Genomic DNA, 24,396 nt, shown 5'->3' with positions numbered 1-24,396 from the left:
AATCGGCCAGTAAACGCAAAAAAACCCATATATATGCACACCCAAAGAAACTTTGAGCATGTATATACATAGGTATTGCCTGAATGAATTCAGTAACAAGCCGTATTTGTTAGTATTATAGCACAAATAAAAAGGGTTTGTTAACTATGATTGGGTCTTTATACCAGACATCTGTTGTTTATAATCCGTAGGACTTAGCCCCGTATACTCTTTGAACACCTTCGAGAAATAGTGCTGGTCGCTAAATGAAAGTAAATCGGAAACCTCCTTAAACTTCATGTCGGGTTGACTTTCCATCAGTCTGCAGGCCTCCTGAATGCGAAGCCGGGTGTAATACTGGACAAACGTAATTTGTGTTGCATTTTTGATCACTCTGCTGACGTACGACGGGCTAACGTGAAACTTCATGGCAATGTCGTTGATAGATAATTGAGAGTATTTATTTAGTTTTACGTAATCGTCAATCTGTTCAAACAGGATCGCCTTGCTTTTTCGAACGTGGGATTGCAGCATATCGAAGCACTGTCCCGTCCATTCCGCCAGTTCCCGGCAAAAATCGGCATAGGACTGTGCCTGGGCGAATTGTCTTGACCGAAGCTCCAGACCCAATCTCATGCCCGACCCCTGTTCCTCGTACAGATGAGCAAACGTGTCTACAATCAATCCAATAAACCGCTCCACCTCGGTCATATGTACATTTTCCTCTGCCCATCGATTCAGTAATTCGGATAATTTAAGAGCAAACCGTTCTTTCTGCCGAGCCTGTATCATCTGTACAAAAGCAGATTCCTGCACCGGATCCAGACAGCCTGTCTCGGATCTGGCCATCGACACCGGATTCCCGGTATCCAACACTATTCCTTGTTTCAACCGTTGCTGCTCAGACAAAATCGACAACATGCGGTGATAGAGCTCAGGCAGATTACCAGACTCAGTGAATAGAAGTTGTCCTCCAATGATCGCATCGATGTCATGCGCAACCAAATGCCGTCGCAACGACTCAAGACATTCATGTACGGAAGAGTACACCTCAAGTGCACTCTTGTTGACAAAAGCGATAAATTGATATGAAGTTTGACTGGAGTAAACACGACAAGGATGGAATGCAAAAAAATCCTGCACTAAACCCTCAAGTTCCACCTGCACCCATCGTTCATGCCCTGCGGTAAAAGGCTGTTTGCTCATAATGATCATCATCTGGCTGAATAAAGGCGGAAACTCCTCCCCTTGTTTGGGCGTAGTCTCACACTGGGGATGAATGATTTCCTGCAAATCCAGCAGTTCCTTGGACATCTGTTGATCAAGTTGGTCAATTACCCGACTCATGACTTCTTCAAGCGCCTCTCGCTCGACAGGTTTTAACAAATAGTCAAACACTTGCAGGTTCAATGCTTTTCTTGTGTATTCAAAATCGCTATAACCGCTAATCAAGATGACCTTCAGATCCGGGTTGGCAATTTTGGCTTGCTCAATCAGGGACAGTCCGTCCATTTTCGGCATTCGTATATCGGTCAACAGCAGATCAATCGGTGACTGCTTTATCGCCGCCAAGGCTTCCTCTCCATTTGTTGCCGTAGCAGTTACACGAATCGGGAAGCTCAGCGTTTCCAAGAGCATTTTAATATTACGTAATATCGGTTTGCTATCCTCAACGATCATAACGTTATACATCGCCTATACCCCCTTGCTAGTAAAAATCTCTCGTCAGTGAGCCGATGATTTGAATCGTTGCTCCATGTTGCTCTTCCGCATGATTGTTAAATATATTAATAAAAAGCCGGTTGTTATACATTAGTTTGAGTCGATTGACACTATTGATAATCCCCATGTTACCAAGGGCTGTTCCACGATCAGCAGTCTGGTTCATTCCGGAACCCGATGCCTGAATATTGGCTAAAATCTCCTGGATCTTATCCGGTGGAAAGCCCTCTCCGTTATCTTTGATCTCCAAAGCCCATAATCCGTTATATTGCTTCACGGTAATCTGGATACGCCAAGGCGGCGCGGTGTTGGCAAAGGCATGTTCAATGCAGTTTTCCACAAACGGCTGAATGACCAACCGTGGCAATCGGATTTCGTTCGCCAGCTCGTCTGCACAGATGTCCCACTCCAGGTCCTCTTCGTACTTTTGTTGTACAAGGGACAGATAATGTCTCGTATGTTGAAGCTCCTCAGCCAAAGTCACATGCGCGTATGGTGAAGAGACAATATAACGCAGACTGTCTGAAAGATGTTTGCACATATCCGATACAACTTTGGTCTTCCCCTCTTGGGCGGCAATACTGATCAGGTATAAGACATTATGAATAAAATGAGGTGCAATCTGGGCTTGCAGCGCCGAATTACGCGCCTTTACTTCTTCATGAAGCGCCGATTTTTCCCGGTCAATGGATTGCTGCAGCCTCTCCATCAGATCCTGAAAGGCTTCGTTAAGTAATAAGAGATCGTTATTCTTCGGCGTTTCATCCACTTTCAGATTCATATTGCTGTAGTTCATGCGCCAGATCTGACCGCGTAGCTTACGGATAGGCAGCAGCAGGTTACGTGTCGACAGGAAGATATACACAAATGAAACCAGCATCAGTGCTGTAATCAGCAGAATGGACATCGTCTGAACCGAATGGATCGAGCCTAGAACAGATTTTTTGGGCGTTATGATATACGTGATCCAGCCTGTACTGGGTGAAGTGGAATGCGTGATATAATTGTCGTTTTTGTCCACATCCAGTCCCTCGTCTGATGCAGGCTTTGTCCAATTGGTAAATGTCACACCCGCTTCCGAACCTGTCATCTGCTCGCCTTGTTCATTCAGAATATAGACTTCGCCAGCGGTAATACCCTCTGTTAGGTTCTGTATATAGGCCTGTTCCATCTGGATGCTAAGATAACCGTACACCTTGCCGTTCTGATCATTGATCGTGCGCACAAATGAGATCGTATCGTCTTGACGCAGCAGAACAAAACCACTTTCCGTCCAATCTCGTCCGACCTGACTACTCTCCATCATGGTGTTCAGGATTGCGGGAGGATTACCCGAACCCAGATATGATGTCAGGAGAACCCCGTGATTGTCGTAGATGGACATGTCCTTGATATTCATGCTCGGCCCGATGGCCTGAAACATGATGTCTTTGATGATCCGAATTTGCTTCAGTCTTTCATAGTTACTATGAGCTGAGGAGCTCTTGTCCATGGCTACAAATATATTTTTGCTGGATAATATTCGCTGCGACATCTGGTTCTGTTGTTCTACGTATAGATCAACTTGCTCTCTTACCTTCGTAGCTGTAACGAGCGTATCCTGCTCTGTTTTCAGTTTGAGCGGGCGGACAACGATCACATTTACATACACGATAAAACAGCCCAACACAAACAAAAGCAGAGCCAGAAATGTAAAAAACACCTTTGTCTGCAAACTGAATTGAGTTGCTTTATGTATGAGCTTTGCCATTCTCAGAGATGCCCTCCTGTTCTGACATGATGTGAAATCCCTTATATTCATGTCTACTCTATCACGGTATTTCATGAAATGATAGCGATTTCAAGTTCAGGATTTTACACATCAACGTTCAAGCACAGACATGTACCGGGGAGAGAAAAGAATCTATAATCGGACTTGTAAACGGATTCACTAAACGTTTCAGAGGGGGATTTGCATTGAAAACAATAAAAAGAAAAAAGGCGTTTTCTATTATTCTGGCCAGTTTATTAACGGTCTCGTTAACCGCTTGTGGATCAGGAGGTACGGATTCCGGCACAGCTGCTGGCGGGGACAGCAAGAGTGGCAAAGTCACATTGGAGCTGGCAATCTCTAAAAGTTCTCAGGACTCTGCCTTCATCCAGCAGGACATTCTTGATGCATTCGAAAAACAAACGAACATTCGCGTTAATTTGCAGCTGATTCCAGCGGAACAAACGACAACTGTACTGCAAACCAAACTGGCTGTAGATGAAACGCCTGACATTATTCAGTACAATCTGGCGAGCGCAGTCACAGACCTGAACCTTGAACGTAACTTCGAGATTCTGGATAACGAGCCTTGGGCGAGCAGAATTGTGAACAAAGACGTCCTCTCTTCTGGTGGCCATCTCTACAGCTTCCATGTCAGTCAAGATACAGGGATGCAAGGGGTCGTTTATAACAAACAAATCTTTGAAGAACTCGGATTGTCGATTCCAACCAACTACGAAGAATTCCTGGCAATCTGTGAAAAAATCAAAGCAAGTGGCATTACGCCTGTATTCATGCCTTACAAAGATGCCTGGGCTGCCAACATCTGGCCTGCTGCAGCTTTTGCCGATTTTGTAGCCAAAAATGAACCTACGTTTTTTGATGACTTGAACAGCAACAAGAAAAAATGGTCTGATATTCCGGAATTCAAAACATTCCTGGAACAACAATATGAAATATACACCAAAGGTTACACCAACACGGATGTGCTTAGCGACAGCTATGACATGGCCGTAGGTAAATTCCTGAACAAGGAAGTGGCCATGATGTTTATGGGCGATTGGTTAATTGAAGGCGTGGCCGAGCAAGATCCAAATATGGAACTGGGCGTATTCCCGATTCCATCGTCGGATAATGCCAGTCTGGGTGCAAGTCCACTGGGCGGACAACTGTTCATTCCGAAGAAATCCAAACATCTGGATGAAGCCAAACAGTTCCTGGACTATATCGCTTCCAAGGATGTCGCGCAACAGATCGTCGACTCCAAAGGATACGTATCCAATTTCAGTGACGTTACTACACCGGAACTTCCAGCCTACAAACAGGATATTGTAGACAATTATATTACGCCGAGGAAAACCGTGCTGACAACGGATGCATACATGCTGGTTGATCGCAGCGAACTGTACCGATTATTGCAGGATCAATTTGCAGGCGGATTGTCACCGGAAGAAGTACTGAAATCCTGGGATGAGAAGTTCAGTCAGCTGATGCAGGATAAAGGTGTAGAAGGTTTCTAAAGAGTGAAATATAAGGCAGCATAACAGGATCGACCGTTATGCTGCCTGGCTATAACGGAGTGTGAGACATGAAAAGGACTAAAAATCTGTACTCGTATTACATGATATTTCCCGCACTGATTATCTACTCCATCTTTTTCGTTGTGCCTGCTCTCGCCGCTTTCTATTATTCATTCACGGATTGGCGGCTGGATCGGCTGGAGCTGAAGTTCATCGGGTGGGATAATTTCGAGAAAATTTTCTCGGACAAAACGCTTATTCTGGCGCTGAAAAACACGGCAATATTTGCGATTGTCACCGTCGTTGGCAAAAATGTCATCGGCCTATTGCTGGCCGTAGGACTTAACATGCGACTAAGAACAAAGAACCTGCTACGCGCGATCTTCTACTCCCCTTCTATTCTCAGCATCCTTGTGATCAGCATTCTGTTCACTCCCATGTTGCGTACCGAAGGTACAATCAACAATTTGTTGGAATCCGTAGGATTACATTCGTTAAGCCAAGCTTGGCTTACTAACCCATCGATTGTGATCTGGACGATTGCCATCGTCTCGATCTGGCAGAGTGCCGGGTTCCAGATGGCCATCTATCTGGCGGGCCTGCAGTCCATTTCTCAAGAGTATTACGAGGCAGCCAAGATTGATGGCGCAAGTTCGTGGAGAAGTTTTTTCAAAATCACACTTCCACTCTTGCTGCCCGCGATTAACATTAACCTGATGCTGACATTGATCGGTGGACTCAAAGTATTCTCCGAAGTATATGTCATGACCGGTGGTGGCCCGGGTAACGCTTCACAGGTGGTAGGTACAATCATTCTGAGATCTTTCGGCGAAGGCAACTGGGGACTTGGTACCGCGGTCAACACCCTTCTGTTCGTGGTCGTTACCATTATCGCTATACCGCTATTGATCTTCATGCGGCGTAAGGAGGTTACGGAATAACATGGGCTATACACGCAAACTCGCCATCCGCAACTATATCGTGGAAGGTTTCCTGATTCTGGCCTCTCTTATCGTTCTGTTGCCGCTTGTCATTCTGATCTTTGGTTCTTTCAAAACCAGCGCCGAAGTGCTTAGCTTCTCCCTGAGTTTTCCGGAAACATGGCAGTTCTCGAACTATGTTCGTGTCTTCCAGGAAGGTGGTCTGTCGCGAGCGTTCTTCAACAGCATTTTGATTACTGGCGTATCTTCCATCATTAATATCGTCGCTTCTTCGGCAGCGGCATTCATTCTGGCACGTCGGGAAACCAAACTATCCGGCACGATCTACATGTATTTCTTCATGGGACTGATTGCGCCAATGTCAATTATTACGACCATACGGGTTGTACAGGGATTGGGATTCTACGGCAGCATCACAAGTGTTATCCTGATCTACGCCGCGTTAAATACAGCTTTCAGTGTATTCTTGTATAGTGGATTCATCAAAACCATTCCACGAGCGCTGGACGAAGTGGCATTTCTGGAAGGAGCAAGTGTGTTCGGGGTGTTCTTCCGCATCGTCACACCGCTCATTCTGCCCGTTAACGCAACGGTAGCCATCATGGTGTTCATGTCCGTCTGGAATGACATTACAATTCCGGTGTACTTCCTGACAGACAGTTCCACATGGACGATGCCACTGTCGATCTACAATTTCTACGGCAAATATAGCCGGGACTGGAACCTGATCTTCGCCAATCTCGTGCTTACTTCCCTGCCTGTATTCATCCTGTATCTATTCGGGCAAAAATATATTGTCAGCGGCCTTACTGCCGGTGCAGTTAAAGGTTAAACCTCATATTCTCACCGTTCTTGAAGGAATGGAATTAGAGAATTCATGACAGACTTAACCCCCACCAGATCTGGCGGGGGTTGTTTTATTTATAGCGAGTAATGTATCTACACCTCTCTATTTTTGAAACAATTGCGGGTAAAGGGCAGCAACACCACCAGCAAGACCCTGTTGTACATTCCGACTAGTATCATCAGCAATAATTTCGTAGAGATCCGCTTCAATGGAATCTATTGCAATTTTGGCAATATCCGTTGGGCTCGTTTTTGGTGCATCGATACCTGCCGTCATATCCGTATCCATGAACGCCACGTGCAATCCGGCAACGCTAACGTTCTTAGGGGCTAATTCGAGACGTAATGCATTCGTAATTCCCCACTGAGCGGACTTTGCAGCTGAATATGCTCCTGAATTACCAAGGCTGAGCCAAGATAGAGCAGACAGGATATTCAGTATCGAACCTCCCCCATTCTTCTCTATTACCGGTGCAAACGCACGAATCATTGAAAGCGTACCGAATACATGTGTATTGAATTCCAAGTGAATATCGTTCAGCTCACCCGTGAGCAGAGAAGCACCCGTAGCGGAACCGGCATTATTGATTAGAAGGGTTACATCACTAGCTATCTCAGCTGCAGCCATGACAGATTGTGGATCCGTAATATCGAGTTGTAGTGGAATAGCCCCGGGCAGATCAATGGATTCAGGGTTTCGTGCCCCAGCATACACTTTGGTTCCCCTCGCCAGCAGTTCAAGAGCAAGCTCCTTGCCCAACCCTCGATTAGCCCCACTTACAATAGCAACTTGTTTGGAAATATTCATTTATTATTACTCCCTCTCATTGAGAATGTATTCATTTTCGAGCTGTTATGGGAATGATCATTCTCATAACTCCCAATATCAATCTATCACATCGGGAACGATCAGTAAAGAATAACTTTTATGATTCATGTCTTTAGTAAAAGAAGATGCCCGATAACCTTTGAAATAAGGCTCCGAGCATCTTTCTATGGTCCTTCATTTAAGATGGATTTACTTTACTTATGAATTACGTTCTTATGTCATATAGATTCGCAGGTAACGCCTGCACAAATGGTGACCAGTCACTCACTGTATATAGATGAAGTCGGTGCATCGCTCGTGTGCAGGCCGTATACAGAAGCTTGCGATCATATTCTTGGCTGTAAGCAACGGGTGAAGCATCATAGACCAGGACAGCATCGAACTCAACGCCTTTGGCGAGATACACAGGAATAACCATGATTCCTTTTTCGAAAATCTGTGTGTCCTTTGTTATGAGCTGCAACCCTTCGCCGCCTTGACTTTGCAACCTTTCATAGGCGTCACGGCTTTCAGCCGCGGTCTTTGTAATCACAGCGATGGAATCAAACCCCTCCGCCTTAAGCGCGGCGATGTCTGCGAGAATCTGCGCACCACGCATCTTTTCGTCCTTCAATCCTGTTAAAAGAGGCTTCTGATCTCCCCTTTCAAACGGTCTAATCTCTTCTCCCCCTGGTAACATCTGTCTCGTGAATTCAACAATCTCTTTGGTTGAACGATAACTGCGTACGAGCCGTATCAAAGTAGTTTCGCCTTCTCCATATAGGTGAACCAGTGGCGAGTTGGATGCTGCCAAATCCGTAGCCTGCATAAAGATCGCTTGCCCGAAATCCCCCAGCACCGTCATGCGGGAACGAGGAAACAGTTTCTTGAGATATTCGTATTGAAACGCCGAATAATCCTGGCCTTCATCGACAAAGACATAACGAATCTCTGTGTTCGTCCGGACGCCTTCGATCATCTCTTTTACATATAAATACGGAGTAGCATCCTCATGGAACAGCTTGTTCTGAAGGATCATTGCCTTGGTCTGTTTACAAATCTCAGGCCAGTGCTGTGGGGGGATTGCCCCATTCGTTTGTTCCCGATAAGCGGTCTCATCTACAAATAGTTGTTCGTATATCCCTTTCACATCCACGAACTGAAATTTCCGCACACTCTTTCTTAAAGGTTTAAACATGTCTTTCACCAATTTCTGACGAAGCAACTCCTCTTCCCGCACTCCAAAGTTAAAGGCACCCTCATCTTGCACTGCCTTGTTATTTCCGTTCTCACGGGCTGCATATTTTTCCGCCACATCAAACACAGGCTTTTCTTTGTGCAACATGCGGAAAGCTTCCATATAATCATCTGTGTCCAGATAATTCAACTCCTCCTGAACCCAGTCTGCTTCCCGTTCCAGACGTTCCAGCGAAACAAGTTCTCTCAGCAACCATTCCTGCAAAAGAAGAATGCGGTTGGACAAGGTAAGATTTTGATCCAAACTGTAGAATTGAGTCTTGATTTGGTCTGAACTGATGAATTCACGTCCCCGAAATTGAATGCCGTTAAACCGCATCCCCTCTCTTCCTAACCACTTACCGTAGTTTTGGAGCACTTGCAGGAATGTCTCGGAAGCTTTGTACTTGATCGCCTCCATACGAGCTTCATATCCCGGAACATTCTGAGCTGTCAGCACATATTCAATCTGATCAAAGGCATCCTCTGGTCGGATGGAGGAATCCAGCCAATAATTCAGATATTCCTGAAAAGTTGTCTGCTGCATGTTCTCTTCGCCAAGTTCCGGGAGTACGGTCGAGATATAACTGGTAAACATCGGATTCGGCGAGAAAAGCACAATCTGATCTGCTTTGACGGTCTGGCGGTGTTTATATAGTAAGTAAGCGACTCGCTGTAACGCAGCCGACGTCTTACCACTGCCAGCTGCCCCCTGAACGATAAGCATTCGGCTTCGGTCATCACGGATGATGGCGTTTTGTTCCTTCTGGATTGTTGCTACAATGCTCTTCATTTGTGAGTCTGCACCCTTGGCGAGCACTTGCTGCAACAATTCGTCACCAATCGTCTCAGTTGAATCAAACATGCTATGAAGTTGCCCATGTTGAATCTGGAATTGACGCTTGAGCTCCATCTTTCCTTCGATTCGTCCTGAAGGTGTGTCATAACTTGCTAGCCCGGGAGAGTGATCATAGTACAGACTTGCAATTGGCGTACGCCAGTCATAGATTAGAAAGTTCAAACCATCTTCATCCATGAAGGATGATACGCCGATGTAGATCTGTTCAGTCAATGTCATGCCTTTTTCCTTATAGTCGAAACGGCCAAAATACGGCGTTGGAAGCAGTCTCTTTGTATTTTTCCATTGTTGTGTTAACAGCTTGTGCCCGCGCTCCCTCTCGGCCAACACTCTCGACTGCTGATTAATGGTATAGAATGCATCTTCAAAATCCGTGTACGAACCGGTATTAATCGTCACTTCTTCCCAGAACCGTTTACGAATTTCGGCAGCCTGTTCATGCAGTCCGGCAACCTTCGGTTCTAACTCGTCGAGTCGTGCCTGAAGCTTGTTCCTCACCTGCACTAGTCTTTCCTCTTCCAACTTCCATTCCACTGTTTTATCCATGAATGAGTCCACTCCCTTTTCCATTTATTAGGGCCAAAAAAAGAGCATTGACAAATCGGAATGTCGGATGTAAAATTAAATTAGGAGAAATAATGATTCATCCTTTACATTCAATATAACTGTCAATTGCGCTATAGATTATATCATGGCCTTTTTTCACGTTCAATGCTTTTTTTCGTTCTGTCTGAGTTGAACAATAATTTATATTATATAAGGTGTCCCTCGAGCTACACTAGGGGCATCTTTTTTTGTGTCCTGGGCACGGTTCATATCCTGAATGCGCTGTAAGCTATACACCCCTTTATAAATTCGATAAAATGAACAAAACATGAGTTGATGCTTTTGGGAGGTATACATAAATATGAATATAGAACCTGTGGAGGACCGGTGTCCTGTTGAGTTTGCAGTCAATATGATTGGTGGGAAATGGAAGTTATTAATTATAAATCGGCTCATCCGCCATTCAACAATTCGATTCAATGAATTACAGAAAATGCTGGACCCCATCACGCATCGCACGTTAACCAGGCAATTACGAGAACTTGAAGAAGCTGGTTTAATAAACCGTGTTACCCACCCTGTAGTTCCGCCTAAAGTCGAATATTCCCTTACAGAAAAAGGACAAAGCCTGACTTCGATCTTGTTTCAGCTAGGCGATTGGGGATCGAAACATATGTAAAACGCCTTCCCATAGTATCCCAATGGATACTTTATATCATTAATGTGCGTACTTACGCTCCTATTCTAAATCCGTTATGCTGAGGTCAATGCTGAGTGTTAACTCATTCATTCCAATCACATATTGAAAGGAAGTTATTGACCACTATGACACAGAATGATCGATTTTTAGTATATGGAGCATCGGGCTCCCAAGGCGGCGCTGTCGCTCAATTACTCGTTCAACACGGTTGTGAAGTTCGCACGATTACTCGAAATGAGGCAACAGCCAACACACTGAAGGAACAAAACATTGAAGCTTTCATCGGGGATCTATCAGATGTGGAACAGCTCCATACGGCGCATGAAGGTGTAAGTAAAGTCTTCCTGAACCTGCCGGTGGAGTTCAATCCGGATAAGATCAGACAATATACTAAAAATGCAATTGATGCTGCTATACAGGCAAACGTTAAATTGATTGTAGTTAACACAGGTACCTATGTTCCTGACCCTATCACCCATTCCAAAGGAATTGAATTGAAACGTGAAGTTATCCACGAATTGCAGCAAAGTGGTCTTCCATATATCATTGTGGAACCCATTGTATACTTGGAAAACTTCCTGATTCCCGGAATACTGAACAATGGCGTTTTGGCCTACCCGGTACCAGCAGACAAGCCGATCTCCTGGATTAGCTTAAACGATGCAGCTCAATTCCACTATTATGCCTTGACTCATTCGGAATTGGCAGGAAGCATTATCCCAGCCCCCGGATTAGAAGCCCTGACAGGTACACAATTAGCGGAACAATTCAGTGCTGTATTAGGTGAAAAGATCAGCTTCATGTCTCTTCCTTTTGATCATTTTGAAGCAGCGATTCAGCCTTTGTTGGGAAGTGAGACAGCAGCAGGTCTTAAAGGATTGTACCAATGGATTGATGGGCATACAGATCTTCTTCCACGGTATGAAGAGTTAGATGATAATATCAAAGCCAATCTTAAATTAACCAAAATAAGCGATTGGATTCATCAAACAATGATTAAATAATATTTTATGAACAAGCCATTTGAATCTCCAACGGAGAAACGAGTGGCTTGTTCTTTTTATATGAGAACTTTAATGGGCTCAACTGATTCAAATTCAGAGATTCTGATAGGATTAGGCAAAACTTTGATAGAAATGTGGTACAGGTTGTTCCCTTCGTTATGACATAATAATGTGTATATAGATCACCCTACAGGTGGCAATAATAAACATTAGAAAGGATTTGAACATGACATGGAATATACGAAACTTGGTAATACAGGCTTGGACGTATCTCGATTTTGCCTAGGATGTATGGGATTTGGGGATGCCAGTAAATGGGTTCATGAATGGGTACTGAATGAAGAAAATTCTCGCCCGGTGATAAAGAAAGCGCTGGATCTAGGCATTAATTTCTTCGATACAGCGAATGTATACTCTCTGGGTACAAGCGAGGAGTATCTTGGTCGGGCGTTAAAAGATTATGCAAATCGGGATGAGGTTGTCATTGCTACCAAAGTACACGGACAAATGCATCAAGGACCCAACGGTTCTGGTCTTTCCAGAAAAGCCATCCTGAGTGAGATTGATAAAAGCCTGAAACGATTGGAAACCGATTATGTGGATCTGTATATCATCCATCGTTGGGACTACAATACGCCTATTGAAGAAACCATGGAAGCCTTACATGATGTGGTGAAGTCCGGTAAAGTGAGATATATTGGCGCTTCGGCCATGTTTGCATGGCAGTTCCAAAAAGCATTACATGTAGCAGAGAAAAATGGTTGGACCAAGTTTGTCTCCATGCAAAACCACCTGAATCTCATCTACCGTGAAGAGGAACGAGAAATGTTGCCTTTATGCAAGGAAGAAAAGATTGGTGTGACTCCCTACAGTCCTCTTGCTTCAGGCAGGTTAACCCGTGACTGGTCCGTATCAACACTGCGATCCGAGACAGACAAAATTCAGAAATCCAAGTACAATGCGACAAGTGATGCGGATCGGCTTGTTGTTGAACGAGTTGCATCCATTGCAGAAAAATACGGTGTCCCTCGTACACACATTGCACTTGCGTGGTTGCTGCAAAAAGACACTGTAGCGGCTCCAATTATCGGTGCCACCAAAATATCGCATCTGGAAGATGCTGTAGGTGCTCTTTCCGTTAAGTTGACCTCAGAAGACGTCTCATTCCTTGAAGAGCCTTATGTACCTCACCCCGTAGTAGGTGCTCAATAATCGCTTAAGCTTAAAGTACAGAAGACCTCCTCTTTCCGCATCCGGAAGTTGGGGGTCTTCTTTTTATATCGCGATTTATTTACGCCAGAATGTTGAACATTCTGCCTTATCCGCTATATTGAACTCAATCATTCTCTCAAGTAACGAAAAATCAATCTCCTGTTTCCACTTCATCCGCACCAACTCTTTGGTGTGATCATAACCCGCCTGTGTGATCTCTTCCGAAAAACGATTAATTCCTGCCTTCTCGGGAGCAACAGCCAAGTGTTGCTTGGATACACTAAAGCCAATAATAAAGGTCTCATGGTCGGTAAACATCGGTTGATTCCAGGCTATTTTTTGTTTTAAATTCGGGAATTTTTCAGTGACCCAGTTCAAAACTTCTTCCGTTCGTGCCTGGTGTTCCGGGTTATCGATGCGTGCTATAAATTCTGCAAAGGTCTCCATTAGTTTCCCCCTATAACAAGAAATCTACTACTTATATTGTCCAATTCAATCTTATTCTATCATGAATATCAAATTCAAAAACCCTTATCTGCCGATAACTCAACAAAAAATGAGCAGCCTGCTAGACTTTAAATGTTTTCTTTTATCCAAGATCGCAACTGATCAGCATAAAAAGCGCGTTCATCTGGATCGGACGGAGAACCATTTGTCACATAAAGTTGATCATTCACGTATCTAGGGTAAACATGGAGATGATAATGCCACACGTCTTGATTGCCAGCAGGTTCATTATGTTGCCGTGTCGAAATCCCATCACATTCATATGTACTTTTCATTGCAAATGCTGTAAGCTGAGCCGCACGGTGAATTTCAACAGCGTAATCCGCAGGGAGTTCAAAGATGTTCTCGAAATGTTGATTCGGAACAATAAGAACATGTCCTTTATTGTTTGGCCACCATTTGCCCGCTATAAATGCCGTTACCTTTTTATTTTGATAGATGATATCCCTTTGTTTTGTTCCCTGATCAGGTCGCTCGATACCCCAAATACGACAAAATGGACATTCGTACCCTTCCGGCTGATGTGAAAATGATACTGTCATCTTTCTCATTCCACTCCCTTCATGTTTACTTCACTAGTTATTAGACGCAGGTATCTTCTGTTCGTTGCGAAAAGAGCACGGGTTGTAGAATGATCAGCAATTAACAAACTGAAAAGCAAAAAGCAGCTGACCTTGGCGGCGGCTGCTTTCTACTATCTTTAACTATCACTATTGCACACTTCACAATTACATGGTGCTGATATCAATAACAAAGCGATATTTCACGTCGGAAGCCAGTACACGTTTGTATGCTTCGTCAATCTGATCGGCGGAGATGACCTCAATGTTAGGTGCAATATCATGTTCTGCACAGAAATCAAGCATTTCCTGTGTCTCACGAATGCCACCAATCATGGAACCCGCGAATGAACGGCGATGGCCGATGAGTGAGAATACGTTAACAGCTAAAGGCTCTGCAGGAGCACCCACGTTCACGAGTGTACCATCCAGTGTGAGCAGTGAGAAATAAGCGTTAATGTCAATATTCGCACTTACCGTGTTAATCATCAGATCAAATGTGCCTGCAAGTTTCTCGAATGTTTCCGGCTCGCTGGTGGCAAAGTAGTGATCTGCACCAAATTGCAGTCCATCTTCTTTTTTGCTCAAGGATTGGGAGAGAACCGTTACTTCCGCACCCATCGCATGTGCAATTTTGACAGCCATATGACCTAGACCACCCATACCTACAACGGCAACCTTCTTACCTGGGCCAGCTCCCCAGTGATGAAGTGGTGAATACGTCGTAATACCGGCACACAGCAAAGGTGCAGCAGCATCAAGTGCAATGTTATCAGGGATGCGCACGATGAAATCCTCTACGACAACAATGTGAGTTGAATATCCACCTTGCGTAGGCTCACCGTATTTGTCTACACCAGCGTAAGTAGGAATATTTCCTTTGAGACAGTATTGCTCTTCACCTTTGCGGCAGTTATCACACTCGCCACAAGAGTCAACCATACATCCGACTCCTACTCGATCACCGACTTTATATTTGGAGACCCCTGTTCCTACATCGGTTACAATCCCGGCAATCTCGTGTCCAGGAACAAGTGGATAATTCACAGGGCCCCATTCACCGTGGGCAGTATGGATGTCAGAATGGCAGATACCAGCATATTTAATCTCAATTAATACATCATTAGTATCCAGATCACGTCGTTTAATTTCAGCACTTCTGAATTGTTGGTCTGGTCCGTCAACGGCTCTGGCTTTAGCTATAATCAATGGGATAACCTCCTAGTAATTTAAAGTTCAAAATAATCTTACTCCCTCTAGTTAACTCTAGGTCAAATGTTTATCTTATTTTTTTATCTCCAACGTACTTTGACATCCAGTAATCCAACATGGTAGAATTCACTCGGATCATCCTAGAGTTAACTCGAAGTCTACCCCCAGTAGAAAGGAATTTTATGAAAATGACCTATTCAATCGGTGAAGTTGCCAAAAAATTAGACCTTACGGTATATACATTGCGTTACTACGACAAGGAAGGACTCATGCCTTTTGTGGAACGTACCACGAGTGGAACACGTTTGTTCAAAGACTCCGACATTGACTTTTTAAAGATCATCCAATGTCTGAAGATGACCGGCATGCCTATTAAAGACATTAAGGACTTTATTGAATGGTGCTCTGAGGGGGACTCCTCGCTGAAGCAAAGATATGACATGTTTACGGAGCGAAAAGCTATTGTGGAAGCACAAATGGAGGAACTAAGAAGAACCATGGAAGTCATCGAGCACAAACGCTCCTACTACGAAACAGCTTTGGAGGCTGGGACCGAAGAGATTCACAAAATTAAACCGATGGAAAATGCCATCACCAATTAATGGTTCATACTTTCTATTTTCTAAAATTAGCGCACAAAAAAGTAGCTTGAAGTCCTCTAACGGATTTCAAGCTACTTTTTTGGGTATGTCTCTACTCATCATTTTTCCAAAAGTTTCATCGTTACATGGATAATACGGTTTAGTTTTTCTTTTTCCGTCGAGGTTCTTGCCATGGCTCTGATGCCGACAGAAATATTGTGCAGGTACTCTGCCATTTCCTTCGCATCATGATCAGAAGAGAATTCTCCCTCCCGCTGCCCCCATTGAATGATTTGCTCAAACATTTGCTCTGCTTCATTAAATGAATCAAGAGATCGTGTATCCACGTCCGGATCGCGTGTACCAAGCTCTACGGCGGAGTTCACGATCAAGCATCCCGATGGCGTATCCTCTGCTTCACTGATCATAACTTCGAAGATTTTATGCAGTGCTTCCACTGCCGTCTTGGATGCCTTGATTTCTGCAAGTAATGTGGTGCTGACCTTACCTCTGTAACGATCCATTGCCTGCAAAAACAGCGAATGTTTGTCGTCAAATGTATCATATATACTTCTGCGATGAATTCCCATATGCTCAACCAGGTCACTCATCGACGTTTTCTCGTAACCTTGTTCCCAGAAGATCTTCATTGCTTTATCCAATACTTCATTCACTTCAAACTCTTTACTTCTAGCCATTCGACTTCCCTCCCAAAATCAATCTAACACATCGGGAACGATCAGTAAATAAAAGATGCAGATACCCTTCTCATTCTCATCTGATCATGTATTAGCTGAACCGTAAGTGTATATCTTCTGTACTTGTTGTATATCATGACCTGTGTACTTGTGATTATGTAACCAGCAATCAGAATGTCTTATCCATTCACATCAAATGTTTGCCTATTCCTATCCGTTTTCTACCGCCTTCGGTCAATATAAGATAGAATGTGATTATTATGTTGTGAGGAAAAAAGGAGAACTTTGCATGTCTGATCAAATACATGAACAACAAAACGAATTAGCCACACTCATTGATCGTTATTCTGACAAGGATGGGGTACATCCTACGGCAATCCCTTCATTATTTCTAATCCGTGAATCGGTTGTTACTGAACCTATATTTAGAGTGAATGAACCATCCTTTTGCATTATCGTTCAGGGTGAGAAAGAGGTCCTGCTGGGACAGGATCGTTTCCGGTATGGTCCAGGAAGTTATATCGTGGCAACCGTTGACTTGCCGGTTAGTGGACAAGTAATTCAAGCCTCGTCTGAGGCTCCCTATCTGGCCCTGAAACTTGAATTCACATCCAGTGAGATTCTGGAGGTATTGAACCATTCCGATTTCCCAGCAAGACCGCGGAAAACAACGAGACGTGCCATGTTTGTCAGCCAAGCTGAGCCGTCTCTGCTGGATGCAGTCTTCAGGTTAGCCCGTTTGTTGGAGGATCATTCAGAAGATATCCCGCTGCTCGCTCCTTTGTTCAAAAAGGAAATTCTCTATAAAGTTCTGAAAGGCCCACATGGGAATGCCCTGGAACAAGCTACCATGGAGGGCAGCCATACCTATCGAATCAGAGACGTTATTGAATATATTATGAATCATTCTGAGCGGAATTTTCGGGTTGAGGAATTGGCGGATTTGGCAAATATGAGTACTGCCTCGCTACACAGACACTTTAAAGAAGTGACTGCCATGAGTCCGATTCAGTTTCAAAAACAATTGAGGCTGCAAGAAGCGCGCCGCTTGTTATTATCCAAGTCCACCGATGCAGCAGATGTAGCATTTCAGGTAGGTTATGAGAGCCCTTCCCAATTCAGTCGTGAATATTCTCGCATGTTCGGATTCCCACCCAGAGAAGATATTAAACGCCTGCGAAGTAAAACCGATGAGACCAGTACCATCTCTTGACTGGTTACTGGCTAGTATCGTTCCTTTACCTCGTCTAGTTTAACCTCAAAAAGGACTCCTTCTGTTTTGACAGTCGGAGTCCTTCTCTTATGCAAGGATTAATGAAGATCTTTAATCGTTACATTAAAAACCAGTTGTATATTGTTTTGGAACGTCCGTTGTCTTGCGCAAAGCAGACGCAGCTTCCAAGGCCCAGTAAGGATTTCTTAACAGCCCTCTTCCGACTGCAACGAGATCAGCTTCTTCATTTCCGATGACTGCATTTGCCAATTTCGGGTCATCCAGCCTTCCAACAGCAATCACAGGCACATCAAGAGCTTCTTTGATTGCTTTAGCGAGAGGTACTTGATAAGCTGCGTGAGTTCCTGGTCTGCCCGATGCACCAATAGGTCCCTCTCCACCAGATGAGATGTCAAATACGTCAACGCCTGCCTCTTTATATGCCTTGGCAAACTCGGAACTTTCGTTAATGCCATAGCCACCTTCGACGTATTCTTTGGCTGAAATACGCATCATCAAGGGCATATCCTCGGGCATCTCTGCCTTTGCAGCCTGAATGATCTCCCGGCCGAATAGCGTTAAATCTTGACCATATTCGTCTTCTCGCTTGTTTGTTAGTGGAGAATGGAATTGATGAATCAAGTAACCATGTGCACCATGAATCTCAATTGCATCAAATCCCGCTTTTACAGCACGAGCTATAGCACTCCGGAATTTTTCTACCATTCCTTTAACTTCATCCGTTGTGAGCGCTCTAGGTTGCTTGGAATTCTCATCAAAGGCGATCGCGGACGGAGCTACTGGAACTTCAGCATCTTCTGCTTTTCGGCCCGCATGAGCAATCTGGATACCAACCTTGGCACCATAACTGTGACACGCATCGACGATCCGCTTCAGAGCCGGGATCTGTTCATCAGACCATAGTCCAAGATCATAATCTGAGATCCGGCCATCCGGCTCCACATCTGTCATTTCAATGATAATGAGACCTGTTCCTCCCACGGCACGACTAACGTAGTGCATATAATGCCAATCTGTTGCAATACCATCTTTTCGCTCAACTGAATATTGGCACATTGGAGCCATTACGACACGGTTTTTAAGCTCTAGGCTTTTAAAAGAATATGGACTAAACAAATCTGTCATCAAAATAAAACTCCCCTTTTCATGAATCATGAATAATAAAAATGCATGCGCAAGCATCGAATTAATGCCTACAATTAATAACTCCGTATGATTTAGAACTCACATATATCTTTTACCTCATCACATAAAGACATTCAAATCCATGCTTTCGCAAAATACGAACAGCCTTTTTGGATTGAAGCATACCAGGTGACATTATAATTACGTTATCTTCTCGAAGAAGGTATTTTTCCCATGTGAAAGCAAGGCGTCCCAACGAGATGTTAATCGTATCCGGAGTAGGATTAGCCATATAATCCGTCGCATCTCGAATATCAATCACTTTATACTGCCGAAAATCACGCTCTTGTCTAAGAAATACTTGATAATCTATATATTCAAGATTGCGCACTGGCCAAAATTGACGTACAACGATGAAGATACCTAATATGAAGGTCAAAAGCATCAACATAATCATTGTATAGCCCTCTCTTAACTCATCAGATATCGTCGAAAATTTTGTTTTGGATCAAAGCCCACTCAATGCCTCAGATATTGTATCCTCACCAGCGATTAGATCAAATGAACGCTTGTAGGTATTCTTCTCACTCAAACTGGCCAAAATCACATGAGCTACATCTTCACGAGCAATGTTACCGGTTGTGATATTCTCAGCAGCAGTAACTTTACCTGTTCCAGGTTCATTCATTAGAATCCCTGGACGTATAATGGTATATGTTAATCCACTGATCTCTAACAATCTATCAGCATAGTGTTTCGCTGCATAATATGGAAGGATGTTATCATGCCAGTTCTCACGATTATTGGCTTGGATCGCACTCACCATGATAAATCGATCAATACCCGCTTTTTGAGCCGCTTCAATGGTTTTCCCGGCACCATCCAGATCAATCAGGAGTGTTTTATCATATCCCGTTGTACCGCCAGAACCAGCTGCAAATACAATGGCATCACAACCCGTTACAGCAGCTACAAGTGAGTCAACCGTACCTTCCAAGTCGGCAAGCACCGTTTCCACACCCTGTGCTGCAAATGAATCTACCTGTTCTTGTTTTCGTACCATGGCAAGAACGATGTGTTCTTCACTATTCTTCAAAAGATGAATAAGCTGTTGACCAATCTGTCCATTTGATCCTACAACGAAGACCTTCATGTTCAATACCTCCTTTATACAAAATCACCGCATCCATATTAAATTCATGCGCATGCATTTAATTTAACGGATATATTAATGAGTGTCAAGTCTTCTTATAGGGTAAATGACTACATTACCCTATATTCACCCTAGCCTTAGAACAATTCTTTAGTGAGGTTCTCTAATCGAGTCTCAAATCCATCCTGTTCCAATTCAGTTTGCAAGACCTGATTAAACGTTTGAAGTGCTTTCTTGTATTTATTCTCTCCAAGCTCCGTAATTCGAGTGTAAATGCCACGCCGGTCATCTTCACATGCATGTCTTTCCAGAGCCCCACAGTCTTTGGCTTCCATCCTAACGACGAGCCTGGAAGTAGCACTTTGGCTCAACCCCACCAGATCTTGAAGTTGCTGTAGGCGTAATTCCTTACCCTCCGCATTATATATGAAGTTTAACACATAAAATTCCTTCAAAGATAAGTCATATTGTTGAAGCAGAGCTTGTTCCAGCTTCTCGTTCAGATGGGTATGAATGTTAGAGAAAGCCAACCAAACATTCAAACGTTCACTCTTTTGCTGCAATCTAGATCACCCCACTTGATATTTAATGTTCATCAGCTGTTATCCTATTGTATCAAGCTTAATTACATTGGTCAAAATCCATCCAAGATCGACGTGTATAACATCCTAAGCATATAAGAAGAGCATTTCCCCGTCTTGTAACGACATTTGGAAATGCTCCAGTATTACCATTTATGCAGTCTAATCTTACTTCGCGGTAAGCAGGCTATCGGAAATAAATTGTAGCTGACCTTCCAACGTTAACGGATCGTTGTACGAGTCTGAAGTCGGATCAAGCTGGAACACATGATTCGCCTTCACCGCAGGCAATTTTTTCCACAATGTATTATCATATACGATCTTTGGATCGGTTGTGTCTCCCGACCACGGGCTGGTGAAGATGATATCCCCCGCATACTCCGGTAATAGTTCCATGGAGATCGAAGCCCATCCAGTTCCGCTGTCAATCGCTTCAGCTTGGGCCTTGGCCGGTGCCTTGAGATCAAACTCCCCGTAAATAATTTCACCGCCTCGACCATAGTTATGACCAAATACAAATAATCCTTTGGCGTATGGATTCAGTATGGAAACGGTACGATCTCCTACAGCTTCCTGAACCTTGGGCTTCAGTTCGTTGATCTTCGCTTCCCATTTAGCATTCCAAGCTTTCGCTGCGTCTTCTCTATTGGTGAGCTTACCCATTTCAAGCATTAGATCCTTGAAATTTCGCTTACCATATGCAATCTGTACAACAGGCGCAATCTGCTCCAGCTTGTCGATGCCCTCTGTTCCAGTGTACACGATAAATAAGTCAGGTTTTAAACTGATTAGTTTCTCTGGTGTAGGCTCTTGACCCAGATCACTTGTGCCCGCCGCTGCAAGTTGATCCTTGATATATTTGTTGTCCATCGCTCCTGATAAAGCGCCGACTACCGGTGCATCCAGAGCAACAAAGTAGCCTGTCGAAAATGATGTCAAATCAATAATGCGCTTAGGATTCTTCGGTACCTGTACTTCGCCTGCATCCGATTGATATGTAACAAGTTCCTCTTCGGCAGTTGCCGTTGATTCAGCGGGAGAAGCTGAATCCGAGTTCGTCTTGGTTTCTGTCTCCGCAGCCGCATTCGTACTGTCCCCGGTTGTACTATTGGTCGTAGCAGACTGACCACATGCACTAAGTACAATCAGCAAGATAAGTGCCATCATGATCCATATTGATTTTATCTGTTTACGCAAAATAAACCCACCTTTTCGTTGATATTGATAATCGTTATCAACGATATCATGCTCTGCAGGATTTGACAAGCTATGTTTATTTCACCCCCTCTATGAACTCTAACTTGCAAGTCACCAAGTTAAACAGCTATCATCAATAGAGTAAACCATTCACTTTTTATTAAAAAAGAGAGTTTTGAAAAGCCAATGAAACGTAATCAAGGAGGAAAACATGGAAGAGATTATATTGTGGTTAAAGTATTTGTTTTTAGGTATTGTTCAAGGTGCGACGGAGCCAATCCCCGTCTCCTCAAGCGGTCATCTGATCATCGCCCAGAAACTTATGGGCATCAAGCAGAATGGATTGTCATTTGAGATTTTAACAAACACAGCATCACTTATCGCTATTATTTTTATTTTCCGGGAAGATATCAAAAAGTTGATTATTGGTGCATTAGGTTACCTGCGTACTCGTAAAGAAGAATATCGAGCAGACTTCATGTTTTGCTTATACATAATTATTGGTACGATCCCTGCTGCTGTCGTTGCAGTCCTGTTCAAGGACCGGATTGAAGAAATCTTCTCATCCGTATATACCGTTTCCATCGCGCTATTAATCACCGGGGTTGCCTTGTGGCTTATTCGTAATCTTCGTGGTCGCAAGCAAGACGGTGATCTGTCTACGAAAGATGCATTGTTGGTAGGTCTGGCTCAGGCGGTCGCTCTTATTCCGGGGATTAGCCGCTCAGGGGCAACTGTAATTGCGTCCATCGCTGTTGGCATGAAACAGGAAACAGCTTTGAAGTTCTCCTTTATGCTGTACATTCCCATCAGTATTGGCGGACTTATCATGGGGGTATCCGACATTGCCAATGATCCGAATCGATCACAACTGGCTATCCCTTATCTGATCGCATTCATCACGACACTCTTTGTCACGTATTTCTCCATGAGATGGTTTATGGGCATTATGGCCAAAGGCAATCTGAAATACTTTTCGTATTACTGTTTTGCTGCAGGAACATTGTTACTGATCTTCTTATAAAAAATAGTCCACACACCAAAAGGAACAACCAGCGATGGTTGTTCCTTTGTTGTATAGTGGCAGAACCTTAATGACCTATAGCAAGAGCTAGACGGTCAGGCGCGTAGGCTTGTTGCTTCTGTTAACCAGCTCTGTAGCCGCGAACATAACACTGAACAGAATCAGCAGGATCAGGGGTACCATTGACATTCCCCATTGGCTGGCTATAAGTCCCATACCTAACGGGATGAGTGTTGAACCTGTATAGGCGCTGGCCATTTCAAGTCCAATTACACTTGGAGATGCCTTCTCACCGAAGCGTTCCGGTGTCGCATGAACAATACTCGGATAGATCGGTGCTCCGCCCAATCCCACGATAAATAAAGCCCCTGCGGCAATCCAGTAAGGAATCGGCATAACCAGGATAACTAATCCGAAGCATCCGACGATTCCACCATATCTGATGAGATTTTTGCTGGATACATGAGTCGAAAGAAAACCTGAGATTACACGTCCCAAGATAATGCCAATGAAAAATAGAGAGGATAGTGCTGCGGCAGTGCCTGGAGAAACTCCTTTGCTAACAATGAAGAAAGAAGCCATCCACAGACCGGCAGCAGTTTCGGAACCGTTGTAACAGAGCATCGCAATCATCGACATTTTCACGCCGGGGATACGTATGGCCTCACGGTTGCTTACGCGTTTCTTCTCATCGCCTGAACCCTCTACTCTTCCCTTCTCAAAAATCTTCCATAGAGACAAAGTTGATAATAAGACCACCACGATCCCAAGCAAAATCAACGCTACAGTAACGTATCCTGCACGCCAGTTGTTTGCTTGATTCAGCCAATATGCCATAACGAGTGGGCCTGTCACTGCGCCAATTCCCCAGAAACAATGCAACCAGTTCATATGCTTGGCCTTGAAATGCAATGCTACATAATTACTTAGTGCCGCATCCACCGAACCTGCACCTAAGCCGAGAGGGATCGCCAGAATCAGTAAAAACACAAAATTCTCAGAAAATGAGAATCCCAACAGCGCGATCGTTGTTGAGAGGATACTGAATACTGTGACTTTACCCGTTCCGAACCGGTGTAACAATCGGCTGGCCGTTAGACTGGACACTACTGTACTAAATGAAATGATTAGCGATATGTAACCAGCCATTTCTGTTGTCGCATGTATATCGTTTTTCATAACGGACCAGGCACTGCCAAGTAAAGCATCCGGTAATCCCAGCCCTATAAATGCGAGATAAATAATGATTAACAATAACGTGACCATCTGGGTGTCTCTCCTCAGTTTGTTTAATTTCTGATTCTCGTCGAACCACCCATATAATAATATTGATATTTCTATCTGTAATCTTCCTATATTTTGACTCCTTATATCAGTATTCTGATATATTCTGGCGACTTA

General features: G+C 43.9%; 23 protein-coding genes. 9 read left to right on the top strand and 14 right to left on the bottom strand.

Annotated elements, in window-relative coordinates:
- Window positions 1–144 precede the first annotated feature (144 nt).
- Window positions 145–1,671, bottom strand: a complete 1,527-nt coding sequence (locus V6668_RS14745) for a response regulator (protein WP_338708794.1) — start codon at window positions 1,669–1,671, stop codon at window positions 145–147.
- 16 nt (window positions 1,672–1,687) lie between these two features.
- Window positions 1,688–3,451, bottom strand: coding sequence for a sensor histidine kinase (locus tag V6668_RS14740; protein WP_338708793.1), 1,764 nt, complete (start codon window positions 3,449–3,451; stop codon window positions 1,688–1,690).
- Between the two features lie 206 nt (window positions 3,452–3,657).
- Between V6668_RS14740 and V6668_RS14735 the strand changes: the two genes are divergently transcribed.
- The 3 genes from V6668_RS14735 to V6668_RS14725 all read left to right on the top strand — a co-directional run bounded on the left by V6668_RS14735 (window position 3,658) and on the right by V6668_RS14725 (window position 6,744).
- The gene (locus V6668_RS14735; RefSeq protein ID WP_338708792.1) at window positions 3,658–4,971 is read left to right on the top strand and encodes an ABC transporter substrate-binding protein; all 1,314 of its coding nucleotides are present in this window, start codon (window positions 3,658–3,660) and stop codon (window positions 4,969–4,971) included.
- 68 nt (window positions 4,972–5,039) lie between these two features.
- A complete protein-coding gene (locus V6668_RS14730; protein ID WP_062834362.1) occupies window positions 5,040–5,912 on the top strand; it encodes a carbohydrate ABC transporter permease in 873 nt (290 codons plus the stop codon).
- A gap of 1 nt (window position 5,913) precedes the next feature.
- Window positions 5,914–6,744: a carbohydrate ABC transporter permease gene (locus V6668_RS14725; protein WP_017688542.1), complete on the top strand. Its 831-nt coding sequence runs from the start codon at window positions 5,914–5,916 to the stop codon at window positions 6,742–6,744.
- A gap of 117 nt (window positions 6,745–6,861) precedes the next feature.
- Here V6668_RS14725 and V6668_RS14720 read toward each other — a convergent pair whose 3' ends face one another.
- Together V6668_RS14720 and helD are read right to left on the bottom strand one after the other, a co-directional pair.
- A complete protein-coding gene (locus tag V6668_RS14720; RefSeq protein WP_047842912.1) occupies window positions 6,862–7,566 on the bottom strand; it encodes an SDR family oxidoreductase in 705 nt (234 codons plus the stop codon).
- A 226-nt stretch (window positions 7,567–7,792) separates the two neighbouring features.
- Window positions 7,793–10,207: an RNA polymerase recycling motor HelD gene (gene helD / locus V6668_RS14715; RefSeq protein ID WP_338708791.1), complete on the bottom strand. Its 2,415-nt coding sequence runs from the start codon at window positions 10,205–10,207 to the stop codon at window positions 7,793–7,795.
- Window positions 10,208–10,568: 361 nt separating this feature from the next.
- On the opposite strand from helD, the gene V6668_RS14710 reads away from it, so the two are divergent.
- From V6668_RS14710 to V6668_RS14700, 3 genes are all read left to right on the top strand, one after another.
- Window positions 10,569–10,886, top strand: coding sequence for a winged helix-turn-helix transcriptional regulator (locus tag V6668_RS14710; RefSeq protein ID WP_017688544.1), 318 nt, complete (start codon window positions 10,569–10,571; stop codon window positions 10,884–10,886).
- Between the two features lie 146 nt (window positions 10,887–11,032).
- On the top strand, window positions 11,033–11,911 hold the full coding sequence (locus V6668_RS14705; protein WP_074095023.1) for an SDR family oxidoreductase: 879 nt from the start codon (window positions 11,033–11,035) through the stop codon (window positions 11,909–11,911).
- Window positions 11,912–12,142: 231 nt separating this feature from the next.
- Window positions 12,143–13,123 carry an aldo/keto reductase gene (locus V6668_RS14700; protein ID WP_036608033.1) on the top strand — a complete coding sequence of 327 codons (981 nt, stop codon included), beginning with the start codon at window positions 12,143–12,145 and terminating at the stop codon, window positions 13,121–13,123.
- A gap of 75 nt (window positions 13,124–13,198) precedes the next feature.
- Here the strand turns inward: V6668_RS14700 and V6668_RS14695 are convergent, their stop codons facing one another.
- The 3 genes from V6668_RS14695 to V6668_RS14685 form a co-directional block, all read right to left on the bottom strand.
- Window positions 13,199–13,570, bottom strand: a complete 372-nt coding sequence (locus V6668_RS14695; protein ID WP_047842909.1) for an iron chaperone — start codon at window positions 13,568–13,570, stop codon at window positions 13,199–13,201.
- 128 nt (window positions 13,571–13,698) lie between these two features.
- Window positions 13,699–14,172, bottom strand: a complete 474-nt coding sequence (locus V6668_RS14690; RefSeq protein WP_338708790.1) for an HIT family protein — start codon at window positions 14,170–14,172, stop codon at window positions 13,699–13,701.
- Between the two features lie 186 nt (window positions 14,173–14,358).
- Window positions 14,359–15,399 (bottom strand): NAD(P)-dependent alcohol dehydrogenase, encoded by a 1,041-nt coding sequence (locus V6668_RS14685; RefSeq protein WP_047842906.1) that lies wholly within the window; start codon window positions 15,397–15,399, stop codon window positions 14,359–14,361.
- 191 nt (window positions 15,400–15,590) lie between these two features.
- Between V6668_RS14685 and V6668_RS14680 the strand changes: the two genes are divergently transcribed.
- Complete coding sequence (locus tag V6668_RS14680) at window positions 15,591–16,004, top strand: MerR family transcriptional regulator (protein WP_422395261.1); 414 nt, start codon at window positions 15,591–15,593, stop codon at window positions 16,002–16,004.
- A 98-nt stretch (window positions 16,005–16,102) separates the two neighbouring features.
- Here the strand turns inward: V6668_RS14680 and V6668_RS14675 are convergent, their stop codons facing one another.
- Window positions 16,103–16,681, bottom strand: a complete 579-nt coding sequence (locus V6668_RS14675; protein WP_047842905.1) for a TetR/AcrR family transcriptional regulator — start codon at window positions 16,679–16,681, stop codon at window positions 16,103–16,105.
- 289 nt (window positions 16,682–16,970) lie between these two features.
- Between V6668_RS14675 and V6668_RS14670 the strand changes: the two genes are divergently transcribed.
- A complete protein-coding gene (locus V6668_RS14670) occupies window positions 16,971–17,894 on the top strand; it encodes an AraC family transcriptional regulator (RefSeq protein ID WP_100526197.1) in 924 nt (307 codons plus the stop codon).
- Between the two features lie 123 nt (window positions 17,895–18,017).
- On the opposite strand, the gene V6668_RS14665 is transcribed toward V6668_RS14670, so the two are convergent.
- The 5 genes from V6668_RS14665 to V6668_RS14645 form a co-directional block, all read right to left on the bottom strand.
- On the bottom strand, window positions 18,018–19,040 hold the full coding sequence (locus tag V6668_RS14665; RefSeq protein WP_338708788.1) for an NADH:flavin oxidoreductase/NADH oxidase: 1,023 nt from the start codon (window positions 19,038–19,040) through the stop codon (window positions 18,018–18,020).
- A gap of 112 nt (window positions 19,041–19,152) precedes the next feature.
- Window positions 19,153–19,497 (bottom strand): rhodanese-like domain-containing protein, encoded by a 345-nt coding sequence (locus V6668_RS14660; RefSeq protein WP_338708787.1) that lies wholly within the window; start codon window positions 19,495–19,497, stop codon window positions 19,153–19,155.
- A gap of 51 nt (window positions 19,498–19,548) precedes the next feature.
- Window positions 19,549–20,193 (bottom strand): SDR family oxidoreductase, encoded by a 645-nt coding sequence (locus tag V6668_RS14655; protein WP_338708786.1) that lies wholly within the window; start codon window positions 20,191–20,193, stop codon window positions 19,549–19,551.
- Between the two features lie 137 nt (window positions 20,194–20,330).
- Window positions 20,331–20,756 carry a MarR family winged helix-turn-helix transcriptional regulator gene (locus V6668_RS14650; RefSeq protein ID WP_091016387.1) on the bottom strand — a complete coding sequence of 142 codons (426 nt, stop codon included), beginning with the start codon at window positions 20,754–20,756 and terminating at the stop codon, window positions 20,331–20,333.
- A gap of 186 nt (window positions 20,757–20,942) precedes the next feature.
- Window positions 20,943–21,941 (bottom strand): ABC transporter substrate-binding protein, encoded by a 999-nt coding sequence (locus tag V6668_RS14645; RefSeq protein WP_338708785.1) that lies wholly within the window; start codon window positions 21,939–21,941, stop codon window positions 20,943–20,945.
- Window positions 21,942–22,182: 241 nt separating this feature from the next.
- Here V6668_RS14645 and V6668_RS14640 point away from each other — a divergent pair, with 241 nt between their 5' ends.
- Window positions 22,183–22,995, top strand: coding sequence for an undecaprenyl-diphosphate phosphatase (locus V6668_RS14640; RefSeq protein WP_036608062.1), 813 nt, complete (start codon window positions 22,183–22,185; stop codon window positions 22,993–22,995).
- A gap of 87 nt (window positions 22,996–23,082) precedes the next feature.
- Here the strand turns inward: V6668_RS14640 and V6668_RS14635 are convergent, their stop codons facing one another.
- Window positions 23,083–24,261 (bottom strand): MFS transporter, encoded by a 1,179-nt coding sequence (locus V6668_RS14635; RefSeq protein ID WP_338708784.1) that lies wholly within the window; start codon window positions 24,259–24,261, stop codon window positions 23,083–23,085.
- Window positions 24,262–24,396 lie beyond the last annotated feature (135 nt).

Origin of the sequence: Paenibacillus amylolyticus, from assembly GCF_036894225.1 — a bacterium.
Classification (GTDB): domain Bacteria; phylum Bacillota; class Bacilli; order Paenibacillales; family Paenibacillaceae; genus Paenibacillus; species Paenibacillus amylolyticus.
The sequence above is the reverse complement of the archived record's forward strand: the minus strand, read 5'-3'. Positions and strand labels throughout refer to the sequence as shown.